This window comes from Hyphomonas neptunium ATCC 15444 (assembly GCF_000013025.1).
GTDB classification, from domain to species: Bacteria; Pseudomonadota; Alphaproteobacteria; order Caulobacterales; family Hyphomonadaceae; genus Hyphomonas; species Hyphomonas neptunia.
In genome coordinates, this window is record NC_008358.1 from 3,432,060 (window position 1) to 3,447,375 (window position 15,316).

The 15,316-nt window shown below is 64.0% G+C and carries 16 protein-coding genes and 1 riboswitch; of the genes, 2 read left to right on the forward strand and 14 right to left on the reverse strand.

Annotated features, from left to right (window positions below):
• Window positions 1–113: 113 nt before the first annotated feature.
• The 3 genes from HNE_RS16175 to HNE_RS16185 form a co-directional block, all read right to left on the reverse strand.
• On the reverse strand, window positions 114–446 hold the full coding sequence (locus HNE_RS16175; RefSeq protein WP_011648237.1) for a hypothetical protein: 333 nt from the start codon (window positions 444–446) through the stop codon (window positions 114–116).
• A gap of 129 nt (window positions 447–575) precedes the next feature.
• Entirely contained in the window at window positions 576–1,022 is a 447-nt protein-coding gene (locus tag HNE_RS16180) for a GFA family protein (RefSeq protein WP_011648238.1), read from the reverse strand.
• 60 nt (window positions 1,023–1,082) lie between these two features.
• Window positions 1,083–2,606 carry an AarF/UbiB family protein gene (locus tag HNE_RS16185; protein ID WP_011648239.1) on the reverse strand — a complete coding sequence of 508 codons (1,524 nt, stop codon included), beginning with the start codon at window positions 2,604–2,606 and terminating at the stop codon, window positions 1,083–1,085.
• An 85-nt stretch (window positions 2,607–2,691) separates the two neighbouring features.
• Between HNE_RS16185 and HNE_RS18775 the strand changes: the two genes are divergently transcribed.
• Entirely contained in the window at window positions 2,692–2,856 is a 165-nt protein-coding gene (locus HNE_RS18775; protein ID WP_156950314.1) for a hypothetical protein, read from the forward strand.
• An 11-nt stretch (window positions 2,857–2,867) separates the two neighbouring features.
• Here HNE_RS18775 and HNE_RS16190 read toward each other — a convergent pair whose 3' ends face one another.
• On the reverse strand, window positions 2,868–3,656 hold the full coding sequence (locus HNE_RS16190) for a class I SAM-dependent methyltransferase (protein ID WP_011648241.1): 789 nt from the start codon (window positions 3,654–3,656) through the stop codon (window positions 2,868–2,870).
• Between the two features lie 46 nt (window positions 3,657–3,702).
• On the opposite strand from HNE_RS16190, the gene mutM reads away from it, so the two are divergent.
• Window positions 3,703–4,548, forward strand: coding sequence for a bifunctional DNA-formamidopyrimidine glycosylase/DNA-(apurinic or apyrimidinic site) lyase (mutM, locus tag HNE_RS16195; RefSeq protein ID WP_035592095.1), 846 nt, complete (start codon window positions 3,703–3,705; stop codon window positions 4,546–4,548).
• On the opposite strand, the gene HNE_RS16200 is transcribed toward mutM, so the two are convergent.
• From HNE_RS16200 to HNE_RS16245, 10 genes are all read right to left on the reverse strand, one after another.
• Window positions 4,545–5,747, reverse strand: a complete 1,203-nt coding sequence (locus HNE_RS16200; RefSeq protein WP_011648243.1) for an FAD-dependent oxidoreductase — start codon at window positions 5,745–5,747, stop codon at window positions 4,545–4,547. The two genes, mutM and HNE_RS16200, sit on opposite strands and share 4 nt — an antisense overlap.
• 74 nt (window positions 5,748–5,821) lie before the next feature.
• On the reverse strand, window positions 5,822–6,784 hold the full coding sequence (locus tag HNE_RS16205; protein ID WP_011648244.1) for a retropepsin-like aspartic protease: 963 nt from the start codon (window positions 6,782–6,784) through the stop codon (window positions 5,822–5,824).
• A 72-nt stretch (window positions 6,785–6,856) separates the two neighbouring features.
• Complete coding sequence (locus HNE_RS16210; RefSeq protein ID WP_011648245.1) at window positions 6,857–8,008, reverse strand: acyl-CoA dehydrogenase family protein; 1,152 nt, start codon at window positions 8,006–8,008, stop codon at window positions 6,857–6,859.
• A gap of 2 nt (window positions 8,009–8,010) precedes the next feature.
• On the reverse strand, window positions 8,011–9,750 hold the full coding sequence (locus HNE_RS16215; RefSeq protein WP_011648246.1) for an amidohydrolase: 1,740 nt from the start codon (window positions 9,748–9,750) through the stop codon (window positions 8,011–8,013).
• A gap of 74 nt (window positions 9,751–9,824) precedes the next feature.
• A complete protein-coding gene (locus HNE_RS18780; RefSeq protein WP_011648247.1) occupies window positions 9,825–10,175 on the reverse strand; it encodes an MmcQ/YjbR family DNA-binding protein in 351 nt (116 codons plus the stop codon).
• On the reverse strand, window positions 10,172–11,278 hold the full coding sequence (locus HNE_RS16225) for a DUF3667 domain-containing protein (RefSeq protein ID WP_011648248.1): 1,107 nt from the start codon (window positions 11,276–11,278) through the stop codon (window positions 10,172–10,174). The genes HNE_RS18780 and HNE_RS16225 overlap by 4 nt, the downstream gene beginning before the upstream one ends.
• A 16-nt stretch (window positions 11,279–11,294) precedes the next feature.
• Window positions 11,295–12,182 (reverse strand): lysophospholipid acyltransferase family protein, encoded by an 888-nt coding sequence (locus tag HNE_RS16230; RefSeq protein WP_011648249.1) that lies wholly within the window; start codon window positions 12,180–12,182, stop codon window positions 11,295–11,297.
• Entirely contained in the window at window positions 12,182–13,342 is a 1,161-nt protein-coding gene (locus HNE_RS16235) for an acyl-CoA dehydrogenase family protein (protein ID WP_011648250.1), read from the reverse strand. The genes HNE_RS16230 and HNE_RS16235 overlap by 1 nt, the downstream gene beginning before the upstream one ends.
• Window positions 13,343–13,356: 14 nt before the next feature.
• On the reverse strand, window positions 13,357–14,274 hold the full coding sequence (gene metA / locus HNE_RS16240) for a homoserine O-acetyltransferase MetA (protein WP_011648251.1): 918 nt from the start codon (window positions 14,272–14,274) through the stop codon (window positions 13,357–13,359).
• Window positions 14,275–14,357: 83 nt separating this feature from the next.
• Window positions 14,358–14,435, reverse strand: a riboswitch (SAM riboswitch).
• A gap of 43 nt (window positions 14,436–14,478) precedes the next feature.
• The gene (locus HNE_RS16245; RefSeq protein WP_011648252.1) at window positions 14,479–15,291 is read right to left on the reverse strand and encodes an enoyl-CoA hydratase/isomerase family protein; all 813 of its coding nucleotides are present in this window, start codon (window positions 15,289–15,291) and stop codon (window positions 14,479–14,481) included.
• Between the last annotated feature and the right edge of the window lie 25 nt (window positions 15,292–15,316).

Sequence of the window (15,316 nt, forward strand, 5' to 3'; positions counted from 1 at the left end):
TCCGCTATATCGGGTGTGACTGGCCGCGTTTCTAGCGCAAAAACATTGCCGGGACGCCATCAAAACCCCGCGAATGCGCGCGCGGCCTCAACTTTCCGGCAAGGTTTGGCGCCTCAGTCGCCAACGCGGATGATGCGGGCCTGGCTGGAACCAGAGAAGCCGGCACGGTCGGACACCTTGATCACGGCGCTCTGCTGAGAGGCGCCCGCGTCGCGGCGTCGGATGACGACGGTGGTGGCCATGGGCTCGCCGGGGCGGGCCATGTGGATGACTTCGCGGGCGGGGCCCGCGTCTGCGCAGGGGCCGGTGATGATAATGACGCCGCCCTTTTCCATATCAGAAACGTCAAGTTGCGCGGCCTTGCTGCAATTTGCGCCCGCGAGGCCCTGAGCGAAGGCGGGCGCGGCGAGCGCACATGTGGCGGCGAGGAGAATTGCGAGCTTCATCGATCCGGCTCCCTTCTGGTGGCGGAGCCGCAGAAGGTAACCGAAGTCTTAACGCGAAAAAGCGCTTACGCCTCTGACGGGAACCCCACAGGACAGGGTGCGCCACAGCCGCGAGAAATTCGCCCGGCCTTAAACCTGCTTCGGTTTCAGCTGGGCGAGGAAGGCCAGCCCCTCAGCCGTTTGCCCCTCTCCCGTGGCTTTCTTCGGCAGGTTTTCGCAAAACTCAACGAAGGGCAGCTTTGACTCGATGCCAAACTGTTCTTCGAGGACGACGGCTTCAGGCGCATCCAGGCTGCCAATGGTGACATATTGGGAGGATGTTGGCCGATCATAAGTGAAACCGAGGGGGGTGCCGCAATCGGGACAGAAGGCGCGCGCGGCGAGATTGGAGCTCCAGAACACAGGCGGCGCCTGCCCGGTCCAGCGGAACTCGTCCTTCGGCGCACCTACAAGAGCCGCGAAAAGGCCGCCGGTTGCGCGCTGGCACATGCGGCAATGGCAGACATGCCCCCATTTCAGCACGTCCATCTCGTAGCGATATTTTCCGCATTGGCAGCCGCCGGTGTAAGCCATCATTCCATCCCTCCTTGCGCCGGAAAATGCACAATCGGCACGGGACAGGCAAGGCAGGTCAGGTCAGGCGAGTTCCTGAACAATCCAGGCGGCGGTCGCGGCGAGCGCAATAACCAGACCGAACCAGCCCCACCAGGGGGCAAAGCGTTCGCGGGGTGGCGGCGGGGCGGGCTCGGCCTCAAGGCTTTTCTCGAACCGGTCCATCACTTCGGGCAGGCGTTTCAACCGGTTTGTCACTTCACGGACATTCTCGCTGATGAAGCGCGCGGCGCCCTCGGGGCCGAAATTCCGGCGCATCCAGCCTTCAATGACGGGCTCTGACGCGTTCCAGATATTGTGGGAGGGGTCAATCGTGCGGGCAACGCCTTCGACCTGCACCATGGTTTTTTGCAGGAGGACAAGTTCGGGGCGCAGCGCCATGCCGAATGTGTGGGTGTAATCGAAGAGTTGCAGCAAAACGCGGCCCATCGAGACTTCCTCGGCGGGACGGCCAAACAGCGGCTCCCCGATGGAGCGCAGGGCCTGGGCAAAGTCGCCCACAGACTGGCTGGGCGGGACATAGCCTGCCTCGAAGTGGACCTGCGCGATGCGCATGTAATCGCGCTTCAGGAAGCCCCAGAGGATTTCTGCGAGGAAGCGCCGCTCGATGATGCCGATGCGGCCGATGATGCCGAAATCAACCAGCGCAATCGTGCCTTCGGGCGTCAGGATGGCGTTGCCTTCATGCATATCGGCATGAAAGACGCCGTGATGGATGGCGCTGGCGAGGAAGCCTTGCGTGATGTCGTTGGCGAGGCGCTTGCGGTCAATGCCCGGCTGGTCGAGAACGCCGGGGGCCGTCAACGGAATGCCCTCGATCCATTCGGCGGTCATTACCCGCTTGCCGGTGCGCTCCCAGTCGACCTTCGGCACACGGAAGAAGCCGGTCTTCTCGTAAATCTCGCGCATTTCATCCGCCCCGCCCGCTTCCAGGCGGAGGTCTGTCTCGCGCAGCATGGCGTTTGCGATGGTTTCGGTGAAGGCGACGGGCTTCAGGCGGCGGCTTTCGGTGGACACCCCTTCGATGGTGCGCGCCGCGCGGCGCATGGCTGACAGCTCCAGCGTCAGCTGACGCTCGATCCCTGGGCGGAGTATTTTGACCGCGCGGTCACCATCGGGAAGCGCCATGCGGTGGACCTGCGCGAGGGAGGCGGCCGCCACGGGCTCGCCCAGTCCGGGGAAAAGGCGCGCGGCCTCGGCGGCGCCGAATTCGGCCGCCAGCGCGGCGCGCGCCTGCTTCATGGGGAAAGGCGGCAGCTTGTCTTTCAGGCGGGCAAGATCCCCGGCGACTTCGGAACCGAATACATCCGGCCGGGTAGCAAGGAACTGGCCGAGCTTGATATAGGCCGGGCCAAGGCGCTCAAGCGCATGGGCGAGGCGTTCGCCCGGACGCCCTTTCGCGCCGCCGCCGAAAATGCGCAGAACGCCGCCGGCAATGCGGGCGGGAAGCGGCAGGCGGGACTGATATTCGCCAGGCAGCACGACGTCGTGGCGGGCCAGGGATGTGCCCGCACGGATGAGCCGCCGATAGTCAGCGAACATGCCCATCTAGCGCGCGCCCGGTTCTGTGGAACCAATCGGCATTGCAGCGCGTTGTCCGGAAAGGAATATCGTCAGGAGGCGAAGAATAATCATGTCTACATCCCCCTCATCCAACAAGCTTATGTACTTCATCGTTGGCATTCTGGTGGCCGGTGCCATCGGTTTTGGCATCTACTACTTCACCGAAGGGCCGGGCGGCGAAGACAAGGTCGAGATTTCCATCGGCGAAGATGGCATCGACATCGACGGGAACTGACCCCGCGCGCATCAGACCGCCCAGCCAAAGTGCAGGGCGGCGATGCCGCCGGAGTAGTTTGTGACGGAGACCTGGGAGAAGCCCGCGTCTTCGATCTCGGATTTGAACGTCTGCTGGTCCGGGAATTTCCGGATAGATTCAATCAGGTATTGATAGCTGTCCCGGTCGCTGGTGATGAGTTCGCCGAGGCGCGGGATGACGGCGAAACTGTAGCGGTCATACGCGTCCTGCAGGATCGGCGCGGTCATATGGCTGAATTCGAGCACCGCGAGGCGCCCACCGGTTTTCAGCACGCGGCGGAATTCCTTCAGGCCCGCAACACGGTCTGCAAAGTTGCGGATGCCGAAGGACACAGTCACCACATCAAAGCTCTTGTCGGGATAGGGCAGTTTCTGTCCATCGGCGCAGACCCAGCTCAGCCGGTCGCCCCATCGGGCGTTGTCGCTGCGCGCTTTGCCCGCTTCGAGCATGGCGTCGTTGATGTCTGACACGATGGCGGTGGCCTGGCGCGTGTCGCCGCGGCGCTTGCCGGCCTTGTCCGCCAGATCGAGGAAAGCGCGGCCGAGTTCGCCTGTGCCGCCGGCGACATCGAGATGGCGCTCGCCCGGCTGAGGGTTGATGCGGTTCATCGCATCATGCTTCCAGAGGCGGTGGACCCCGGCGCTCATCAGATCGTTCATCAGGTCATAGCGGGACGCCACCGAGCGGAAGACGCCCTTCACGCGCGCCACCTTCTCGGTTTCCGTCACATCTTCGAAGCCGAAGGAGACGATGCGTTCTTTGCTGTCCTGACCGGTCATGGGAACCTATCTTACCTGCGAATGCCTTAGCGTATATGCGATAACGATGCCTGAATTACCTGAAGTCGAGACAGTTCGCCGCGGACTTGCCCCTGTCATGGAGGGGCGGCGCATCGTCAAGCTGGAACAGCGCCGGGCGGACCTGCGGTTTTCCCTGCCCGAGCGCTTTGCCGAGCGGCTCTCGGGCGCGCGGATCGACCGGCTCGCCCGGCAGGCGAAATTTCTCGCCGCCCACCTCTCCACCGGGGAAGTGCTGGTGATGCATCTGGGCATGACCGGGCGGTTTACGATTGGCGGGCAGATGCCGGGGGAGTTTCACTATGGCGCCGGCGGGATCGCGGCGCATGACCATGTGGTGTTCCATATGGAGGGGGGCGAGACTGTCACCTACAACGACCCCCGCCGCTTTGGCTTCATGGAGCTCTGGCCTGCCGCCACATTCCTGGCATACCCAAGGTTAATGACGATGGGGCCTGAGCCGCTCTCAAACGGCTTTTCCCACGCCTATCTGGACGAGGCGCTGCGCGGCAAGGCAGCGCCGATCAAGGCCGCGCTGCTGGACCAGAAGGTGATTGCGGGGCTCGGCAACATCTATGTCTGCGAAGCGCTGTTCCGCTCAGGCATCTCGCCCAAGCGGCTGTCGAAAACCATTCCGGGCCAACGCGCTGCCCGTCTGGCCCCGGCGATCAACGCGGTGATTGCCGAAGCGATTGCGGCGGGCGGATCGTCGATTTCAGACTTTGCCGCCACGGACGGGGCGCTCGGCTACTTCCAGCACCGGTTTGATGTATATGACCGCGAGGGGCAGGCGTGCAAAAGCTGCGGGATGGAGATCAAGCGGATCGTGCAATCGGGGCGCTCGACGTTTTATTGCCCGAGCTGTCAGCGTTAACGCTCTACAGTCAGCCCCATCTTGTTCAGCGGCGCGCCAAAGCCCCCGGCCACGAGCCCAGCCAGCAAGGGCGGCGCGGGCCAAAGGCGCAGCAGTGGCGCGGCGAGCCGGTCGCGCAGCCAGGGGGTCACCGCGCCGTCGGACTGATAGACCGGCGTGAAGGCCCAGGTCATCAGCTGGTATAGGCGGACATGGTCGGCTCGGATCTTCAGGAAGCGGCGCAAGCCGGCAGGCACATCGGCCTCCTGCTTCAATGCCTGGAAGAGGCCGTAGGCGTCGAGCAGCGCCATGTTGGCGCCCTGCCCCAGCTGAGGGCTCGCCGCGTGCCAGGCATCGCCGATATGCACGAGGCGATCCTTTACAGGGGAGGCATGCGTGCGGTGACGGTAACGGGCGAAGGTCAACTGCTCATGATCCGTGATCTGATCGAGCAGGATGTCGGTTTCCGGCCAGAGGCGGCGGGCGGCATCTTTCCAGTGGGTGAGCGGCGCAGCGCGGAAGGTTTCATACTGATCGGCGCGGATCGACCAGAAATAGGTAAGGCTGTCCGGCGCGCCGGGTGCCGCCCGGCCCGAGGGCATGACGCCCGCCATCTTGCGTGCGGCCTCATAGCGCTGCTCGAGCGCGGACCGGTCAAAAAGGCTCCCGACCGGCCAGGGCAGCGTGGCCCAGAGCGCGCCATAAGTCAGCTCTTTCTTCGGCGCCGACGACAGCGGCGAACGCACGCCCAGCGCGTCGATCACCAGATCATACGGCCCGTGCACCCCGCCTGCCGCATCTGTCAGCGTCGCAGTGGTGGGATCGGCAGCCACGATATGCGTGCCGGTAACGAGGCGGACGCCTGCGGCCAGCGCTGCGGCCTGCAACACATCAAACAGCACCGCGCGCTGGATGCCGAGACCGGAAAGCGCCGGCCGCAGAGCCGCGTAGCGGACATCGAGCACGGCGCGGCCCGTATCCACCGAAATGCCGTGAAGGCGCGCAATCGGTGTGCCGAGCGCCTCTGCCTGGGCGCGCAGGCCCAGGGCCCCGAGCACGGCGAGCCCGGTTTCCTGCAGCATCAGGCCGGAGCCGACCGGGCCAGCCGCCTCAAACTGGTCAAACACGGTCACACGGTGGCCTTCACGTGCCAGCAACGCAGCGGCGGCTAACCCGCCGACCCCGGCCCCGGCGATGCCAATGCTCATCTGCTCTGCCATCGGCTTCCCCCGTAATCGCCCGCCCTGCCGGGTGGACCATTCAGAAAGCTGACCGGCAAGGCAAGCCCAAACAGTTATTGGGGAATGCGGGTATCCCGTGCATTCAGATTGATCGCCATATTGGGGCCAGCGTCTTTCGGGGTGAGGATGAGGTATCCCCGGCGCAGATCTATCTGCACACGGAAAAGAGACAGGAGATCGAGACCCAGCAGCATCGCAGGCTCATCACTCAGGCCGAGATCATCGAACATCGCAGGATCGGCAACAATCATGTTGAGCCTGCGGACACTGAAGCGGGCAACCGACAGACGCTTTACCGAGGCGACCGACACCGCCATCGCCCCGCCGGTGGCCCCTTGCAACATCTGGGTTTTCTCGTCGTCCTGCTGCGCCTTCGCGGCGCGGGCCATTTGCGTGTTCATGAAACTGAACGGCGACCCTGTATCTATGAGGGCGCGGCCCTTGACGCCGTTGACGGAAACTTCCGCAAACATCAGGCCGCCCTCCAGGATCAACCCGCCCCGGCCAGCGCTTCCGGATGTGCCCTTGGGGCGGCCTTCATAGACCGTGAAGCGCCGGGCCGGAAAATCAAAATCGAGCACATCCCCGCCAAAGGCCGTTGCCGGGATGACCAGCGGCCCGCCCGGCATCTGTTCCCGGTTGTTATAGGCGGCGGCCAGCTGGGCAACCTGTCCGCCGTCACCGCTGATGGAACCGATACGGATCAGGGGAAACTCCCGCTGCCCGAGAAGGCCGAAGACGGGAACCTGAATTTCATCCGCAGGCGGGACTTCTATGCCGGCGCGCCCGGCAGCTCGGCTTTCGATCATGGCAATCGTGGCGGCTGTATCAATGATGGCGGGCATTTCCTCAGCGCCGTTTACCGCCATGGGCGTCACGAAATAGCCTGCGTCATTCAGCGAAAGCGGAAATGTGAGGCGCCCGGTCGAGGCGTCGCCCGGCAGGCAGAGGCTCATCAAGGCGAGCGCGGCGGCACAAAACCGCGTCCACCCTCCAAACGCCACGGCGCTTTGCATCGGCAGATCCTCCCGTCTCCTCCGCGCACTTTTCAGCAGGATGCCACAAAAACCGGCTTCCCGCCAGAATGCTCACACCATGGCGCCATCGGTCGGCAGCCCAAAGAGAATGCGTCCCGTCAGTTCCAGCGTAGAGGGGGCGGTGACGATATGCTGGGTGATGGCATGAGCATCGCGGAAGCGGCGTTGCAGGTCGCTGGCCTCAAACAGGGCGGCGCCCCCGCCCAGATCATACAACGTGCGGCAGATGTCGGCGCCGGTGCGGGTCATATGGGTACACGCCAGGCGCAGATCAGCGCGCGCCTCCATCGGAATGGCGCCATCGCCCTGCGCAATTGTCCAGACACGGTCGATCTCTGCAAAAAGATAAGCCCGCGCGGCGCGCCATTGGGCTTCACAGCGGGCATAGTCTGCCTGCATGGCCTGGCGCTCGCTGAGCGTCTTGGATGATCCCTGGCTTTTCTTAACTGTGGCGAGGGCGTGAAACGCGTCCAGCGCGCCACGCGCATTGCCAAGCGCGACGGCCGAAACGCCCAGCGCCAGCAGACCAAAGGCGGGGAATTTGAACAACGCCCCGGATTCGCGCGGCGCATCGGCCACCAGCGATACCGAGCGCCCGCGCGGCACCAGAATGTCCTTCACTTCAATGTCGCCCGAGCCTGTGCCCTTCAGGCCCATCACATGCCAGGTGTCATGCAGGGTCACTTCGGAAGCGGGAAAGACCATCATCCGCGTGTCGGGCGCGCCGCTGGGCAACCGCTTCATCTCGTCCGCTTCCCAGACGGTGCAACCCCCGCAGAGCCAGCTGCAATTGGCCGAGCCCGAGCCCCACTGCCAGCGGCCGGAAACGCGGTAGTGATCCCCCTCCACCACCGCCTTGCCCATTGGCGCAAAAACGCCGCCGGTGATTGTCAACGGATCGGCGTAGATTTCGCGGGCATATTCGGGCGCCATATAAGCGGCGTTGAGCGCCGTGGTTGCGGCGATCATCACGCACCATCCGGCGCTGGCATTGGCGCGGGCGGCCGCTTCGGTGACCTCGACAATCTCGCGCGGGCTGAGCTCAAGTCCGCCAAAGGTCCTGGGCGTCACCATCCGGAAAACACCGGCAGCGGCAAGCTTTTGCGCAAGGTCTGCCGGAAGGCGCCGCGCCGCCTCCATATCTCCCGCGCGGGCGGCGAGCTCGGGAAGAAGCGGCTGAAGCAGTGCAAGCGTGGTTTGCATGGTCATTTGTCCTCGGGCAATTCAGCGCTGTAGATGGTGACGCCTTCCTTGATGGTTTCAAGGATGCGAATATCGCGCATGGAAGCGGGGTCTATCGTCAGCGGATTATCTGACAGGACCACGAAGTCTGCCTTCTTGCCGGGCGTGATGGAGCCTTTCTCGTCTTCCTCGAAATACTGGCGGGCCGCATTCAGCGTCACCGCGCGCAGGGCGTCCATCGGGCCTGCGCGCTGGTCCGGGCCAAGGATTTCCCCCGATCGGGTCTCGCGGTTCACGGCCACCCAGAGCAGCCGGATCACATCGGGCGGGACGACCGGGGGATCATTGTGCACCGTATACGGAATCCCGAGCGCTTTTGCGGCGGCGAGCGGGCTGATGAAGGCCGCCCGCTCTGGGCCCAGCACTGCGTCCCGGTGCCAATCGCCCCAATAGAAGGGATGCGCCGCAAAGAAGGACGGAATGATGTTGCCCGCCGCCATCTCTTCCAGCTGGTCCTGCCGGGCTGCCTGGGCGTGAATGATGACCGGGCGGGCATCCTGCTCCGGATGGGCCGCGATCACCGGCGCGATCATGTCCAGATACTGATCAATTGCCCGGTCGCCATTGGCATGCGCGATGATCTGGATGTCCCGGCTGTAGGCAGCCTCAAACAGGGCCGCGACGCTTTCATCGGTATGAATGCGATAGCCTGAATAGCCCTCCGCCTGCCCCGCAGGCGGGCTGACATAGGGTTTGGTAATCCAGCCTGTCTTGCCCTGGAGCGAGCCATCGAGCAGCAGCTTGATGCCCCCGACCCGGAAGCGGTTTTCATAGGTTTTCGAAACCGTGAAATCCTCCGCAATCATCGCGCCGTCCGGGAACAGCTGGTAGGCAACGACATCCAGATAAAGCCCGCCCTGACCGGCAACCTTTTTCAGATCCTGGATATTCTGGGGCCGGGCTGCGCCTTCCTGAACGGTGGTGATGCCATAGCGGGCATAGAGGGTCTGGGTTTCCAGGATGCCCGCAATGCGCTGGCTTTCGCCGGGCTGGGACAGGTGCTGGTAAAGCAGATAGAGCGCGGATTCTTCAAGCACACCATTGGGCGTGCGCCCGTCGGGCTCCCTGCGGATGACCCCGCCGGAGGGATCGGGCGTTTCCGCCGTGAGCCCGAGTATTTCAAGGCAGCGGGTATTGCACACCGCAAAATGGGCCGAGGTGTGCATCAGCATCACCGGCTTTTCCGTCGACACGGCGTCAAGGTCCTGCCGGGTCGGGTGGCGCTGCTCGGCCAGCAGGGAATCGTCATACCCCCAGCCGGTGATCCAGGCGGCGTCCGGGTGTCGCCCGCTCCAGATTTCGAGTTCGGCCTGCAATTCCGGGATCGTGCGGACCGGGCCGGCGGGCGGGGGCTGAATATTGGCCATGCCGGCGGCCTGCGCCATGAGGGCGAAGTGGCCGTGCGTGTCGATGAAACCCGGCGCGAGGGTTGCCCCGCCCAGATCGCGCAGCGCGGCGCCTGCGCCCGCCATGCGCGTCACCTCTTCGCGCGTTCCGACAGCAAGGATGCGCCCGTCCTTTACCGCCACCGCCTCTGCCTCGGGCCGGGTCTCATCCACGGTAATGATCCGGGCGTTGAGAAATACCGTAGCACCCTCGCCGGCGCCCTCACCGCTGAGCGCCTGGGGCGCGGCGCACCCTGCGAGCAGAGCGCCTGCCACCACGAGGCTGCGCCATAAGCCGGTCCGTGCCCTCGATGGCATGGTGATCTCCCCCTGATTGTTTCTTGTTTTGCGAAACCATCCGCCATTCCGGCCCTGGATGGCAAGCCTTGCGCTTACCTTCCCGGTAGCAGACCCTGGAGCTTCGCCGGGGCAGCATGGCGCCAGGAGAGCGTGAGTGCCGAGCGCAGCGTGACAAGATCACACGCGACCAGCCGGATCGAGGTCGCCCCCTTCTCCCCCCATTTGTTGGGCACGGGGAAGAAGATGTCCGGCTCCGCCGCGCACAGCATCTGCTGTTCATCGACCGTGAGGAAGACATTCGAAAATTCGTGATGGGGCGGCAATGTGCAGAAAATCTTGCCCTTCGGCGCGTCTACCCGAAAGCTCGCCCAGTCGAAGTGGGGCCGCTCAACCGCGTGAGGCAGCGTCAGCGCTTCGGCGCGGAGGGTCCCCGGAGCAATCACAGCGACAACGCCCCGAGGATCACCGCCGTCAGCAACGCCGACATGAGGATGCAGAAATAGATGCTGTCGAGCGTCAGCACCCGGAGCACCGAACTGAACCTCCCCCGGCCATAAACGGTCCGGTTCAGGCGATAGAGATACCAGTTGGAATAAACGATGATCGCCAGGGTCACCCAGCCGACGCCGACCACATAAGCCGCCAGCATGCCAATCGCCATCGAGAAGAACAGGGCAGAATGGAAGTGCAGCGATACGATCAGATGGTCATAGAACAGGAACTGCCGGCGCCAGAGATACACCAGACCCAGAAGGCAGGCATAAACCGGCAGCAGCACGAACATCATGCGCGGAATCCATTCCTGCGTCTGTTCGGCCAGCTGGCCGGGATTGTCCATCACCTCGGCAAACCGCGCAGCTTCCGGGTCGCCCTCCGCCCCCGCCGCGCGCACGGCGTCGAGCGCCTCTTCCGGCATGAAGCCAGCCCATTCACTCTCGTCGCCGGCGGCGGGCGCATCGGTCTCGCCAGGCGGGGTCGGAGCGTCCGGTGTGAGGAGATTTGTGGGGCCGCTGCGCCAGAGGCGCTCGACTTCCGTGAGGCCCGCAATCGCCTCCTGATATTCGGCGTCGGTCATGTCGCCGTCGGCATAGGCTGTCTCGATCTGCTCGCGCGCCTCGTCGAAGTTCTGCGCGCCGCCGGGCACCACCGAAAGGCCCTGCCCCGTCACCAGCGGCAGCAACACGAAGAACAGCAGCGAGGCCACCACATAAAGCCGGAAGGGCGGAATGAAGCGCATGCGCTGGCCATCCAGATACGCCCGCGTCATCCGCCCCGGCCGCAGCAGCAGGTCAGGCACCGTCCGCGCAAGGCGGCCATCCACGGCAAACAGGGTTTCCAGGCTTTCGGCCAGCAAGGCCCAGAAGGGCCGGCGCACGCTCTGTGCGCTTTGCCCGCAGACATGGCAGAAATCACCTTCAAGCGCGGCGCCACAATTGCGGCAATGGGTGTCAGCGCCTGTGCCCCGGCCGCGGGCGAGCCCGGCAGCCGCATCCGCCGCGGCATGCTCGATCGCCGTATCGGCGGCGCTTTCAAACGAATCGCTCATGCCTTCCCCTCCCGGATCAGCGGAACACGCGTGGCTTTTTCGCCATGAAGCGGGCCGTAGCCTCATTATATCGCAAAGCCCGCCCCTCCGGCGCAAGTCCATAGGTTTGATCGCGCAGGAAGGCCATCAGATCACGCCGTTTACCCGCCGCCTCCAGCAGGGCGGGCGAGAGGGTGTCCCCGATGCCGACCGTCAGGGTCTTGCCCATCCGGCGGCGCACTTCGCGGAACACCAGCGCCAGGCGCAGCTCCAGCGACAGATGCGAGGCGATCTGGAAGAGACGCGAATTCTGCCCCTCGAAGAAAATCGGTGTCACGGCGGCGCGTCCCTGGGTGATCAGCCTGGCGGTGAAGGGTTTCCAGTCATCATCCACCGCGAGGGGATCAAACGGGCCGGGCGTGGTGGAGACCCCGCCCGCCGGAAATACGATCACGCAGCCCCCGGCCTTCACATGCGCCAGAGCCGCCCGGCGCATCGCCACATTGGCCGCCACGGCTTCGCGTGTTCCGGCAAAGTCCACCGGCAACAGGAACGGCCTCGCTTCGGGCACGGCATCGAGCACCGAATTGGTCAGCACCCGGAAATCCTCGCGCCGCTGCCCGACGAGCCAGCTGATGATGAGCCCGTCGAGCACACCGAAAGGATGGTTCGCCACGATCACCAGCGGGCCGTCTGCGGGCAGGTCCGCCAGGCGGGTTTTGTCAAACAGGATGGTGAGTTCCAGAAGGCGGATCGCGGCTTCGAAGAAGCCTGTCTCGCCCAGCTCTCCGGCGCGGTAGCGCTCATACAGACGCGCGAGCCTGGGCTGTCCCGTTGCCCGCTCAACGGCGCGCACCAGCGCCCGTTTCAGAGGGTCGTTGAAATACGCGGCATAGGAAAGCTCCGGCGCGGCGGGCGCGTCCATCAGAGCCGCCACATCCGGGCAAGGTTGTTCTTCTGCATGTCCGATGATCCGCCCACGATCGGCATACCCAGAAGATCGCGCAGGTTCCGCTCGATGTCATAGGCGTCCGAGAGGCCATAGGCGCCGATCACCTGCTGGCAGGCAAGACCGATCTCGACGCCCGTATCGGCCACATAGAGCTTGGCCATCGCCGTCTCTGCCGAGCAGGGCTGGCCGGTGCTGGCCAGCCAGGCGGCGTGGTAAAGCATATGGCGGCAGGCGGCGAGTTTCGTGCGCGCGGTCACCAGCTTGTGGGCAATCGCCTGATGCTGGCCGATGCGCTTGCCGAACTGCTCGCGTTCCCCGGCATAGCGCCAGGCCTCCTCCAGCGCAGCCCGCGCAAGGCCGAAGGCGACCGCTGTGATCTCGATCTTCTCAACGTCCAGCGCGCGGCCGGCCAGCGCATCCCACCCCTTGTTCCACTTCTCCGGCCCGCCGACGATGGCGCTCTCGGGCAGGCGAACCTCATCGAGATAAACATCCATCGAATGAGTGTAGCGCAGGTTCGCGTGCTCGATGGCCTGCATGCTGACGCCCTTGGCATTGGTTGGCACAAGGACGAAAGTGAGATTGCCATGCCGCGCACCCGGCTCGCCCGAGCGGCAGAGGCAATAGATGTAATCGGCCCAGTCCGCCCCGGTGCACCAGCGCTTGGCGCCGTTGATGACAATCTCGTTTCCCTGACGCTCCACCCGCGTCCCAACACTCGGCAGGTCGCCGCCAACATTGGGCTCCGACAGGCCATAAGCGAGGAACAGCTCGCCGCGCGCGAGCTTTGGCAGCAATTCCTCTTTCTGCGCTTTCGATCCGTTCTCGGAAATGTTGAGCCCGCCATAGAAGGCGGCATGGATGAACGGCCCGGCCATGCTCGGCCCGCCCTGGCAGAGCTCCTCGATCACGGCAGCGGCGGCGTAGATATCCTCCCCCTGCCCGCCATATTCTTCGGGGATGGTGAGGCCGATCAGCCCCATCTCCGCAATCTCGCGAAAGAGGGTCCGGTCCCAGGTCGCCTCCCGGTCCCACTCCCGTCGCTTCTCGCGCGGCATCTTCTCGGCCACCCAGCGGGCAAGCTGGCGGCGGATCTCTGTTACGTGCTCAGGTTCTGCGGCAAAACTGGTCATGCCTCAGTTCTGGTCTATTGCCCGATTTCGTCAAGGCTGAACGGTGTCGACTGGTACGTCTGGTTGATCCAGTTACCGAACAGGAGATGGGCATGGCTGCGCCAGCGGTTGAGCGGCTGGCGCGCGGGGTCATCACCGGGATAGTAACCAAACGGCACCTGGATCTGCTTGCCCGCTTCCCGGTCGCGCTCAAACTCCTCCTTCAGGGAGAAGGAGTCATACTCGACATGGTTGAACATATAGAGGCTGCGCCGCGCGCGGTCTTCCAGCAGGCAGGGGCCTGTGTCATCACTGTCGATCAGCAGGCGGAGGGACTGGCGCTCCAGAACGTCGGCGCGGCGCACTTCGGTCCAGCGCGAAACGGGAATGGCAAAATCATCGGAAAAGCCCGAGAGATAGGGCGAGGCCAGATCAAGATTCCGGTGGCGAAACACGCCGAAAGCTTTCGCTTCAAGTTGGTATTTCGGCAGGCCATGGAAATGATACGCCGCCGCCATCGCGCCCCAGCAGATATAGAAAGGCGAATGCACGTTCGTCTGCGTCCAGTCGAATATCTGGGTCAGCTCTTCCCAATAATTCACCTCTTCAAACGGCATCTGCTCAATCGGCGCGCCGGTGATGATGAAGCCATCAAACTTCCGCTCCCGGATTTCTTCCCAGGTCTGGTAAAAGCTTATCAGATGTTCCTGCGAGGTATTCTTCGGCGTGTGCCCGCCCACGCGCACGAGCGTCAGCTCCACCTGCAAGGGCGAGGCGCCGATCAGCCGGGCGATCTGCGTCTCGGTGCGGATCTTGTTGGGCATGAGGTTCAAAAGCGCGATCTGCAGCGGGCGGATGTCCTGGCGCACGGCATCAGTCTCCGTCATCACGGCCACGCCCTCTTTCAGCAGCGTCTCACGCGCAGGCAGCGTATCAGGAATCCGGATCGGCATGGCTCAAACATCCTCATCGGCCCGCTTCAGGTCCAATAAACACGTCCGCAACGGAGGGGGAAAGGCAGGCCCGGAAAGCCGGGGTTTCCTGCATCTCGGCCCTTTAGCGACTTGTTTAACGTGGCTGCAAGCCGGCCGGCCAAATCACCACGGACGAGGATTTAGTACGGGTTGGGCGGCGCGTCAAATGGGATGAGTGTTTCCTCACTCCCCCGTCAGCTTCGCCGCGCGGCGTTCCTTGAAAGCGGCCACGGCCTCTTTCCGGTCGCCCAGATAGTTTGAGACGCTTTCCCAGCCGATGGACGCATCCATCATCTGCGCGGCGAGCGCGCGCAGGGGGATGTTGGCGGTCGTCTTGGTCCAGCGCACCGCCCATTTCGGGTTGGCCATGATCTTGCCGACGATCTCGTCCACTTTTGCGTCGAGCTCTGCGGCCGGCACGGCATAATTTATGAGGCCGAGCGCCTTGGCTTCGGGCGCACTCAGCAGGTCGCCCGTCATCAGAAGTTCCTTGGCCTTGGCAAAACCGATCAGCTGCGGCCAGATCAGCGCGCCGCCATCGCCTGCCACCAGGCCGACCTTCACATGCGGATCGCCGATCTTGGCCGTCTCGTCGGCAATGATCACATCGCACAGCAGCGCAATCGTCGCGCCCAGGCCTGCGGCCGCGCCATTCATCCGGCAAATGACTGGCTTTTCCATCTGGAGCAGCGTCACCACGATCTGCTTGGCGTCCCAGCCGATGGCGCGGAAGCGTTCAGGATGCGCGATCTGTTCCTCAAACCAGTCAAAATCCCCGCCCGCGCAGAAGGCACGGCCCTTGGCCGAAAGGATGATGAGGTCGCTGTCGGTGTCGCGTTGCAGGCAGTTGAACACAAGCGCCAGCTCTGTGTGCATGGCCTCGTCCACGCCGTTCACCGGATGATCGGAGGTGATATAGGCCGTCAGCACACGGCCCTTCCGTTCAAAGGTGAAACGTTCCCATTTTTCTGCCGTGATGTCGTAATGCGCGCTCATGGTTCCTCCGGCCTGCTTTGGCGCC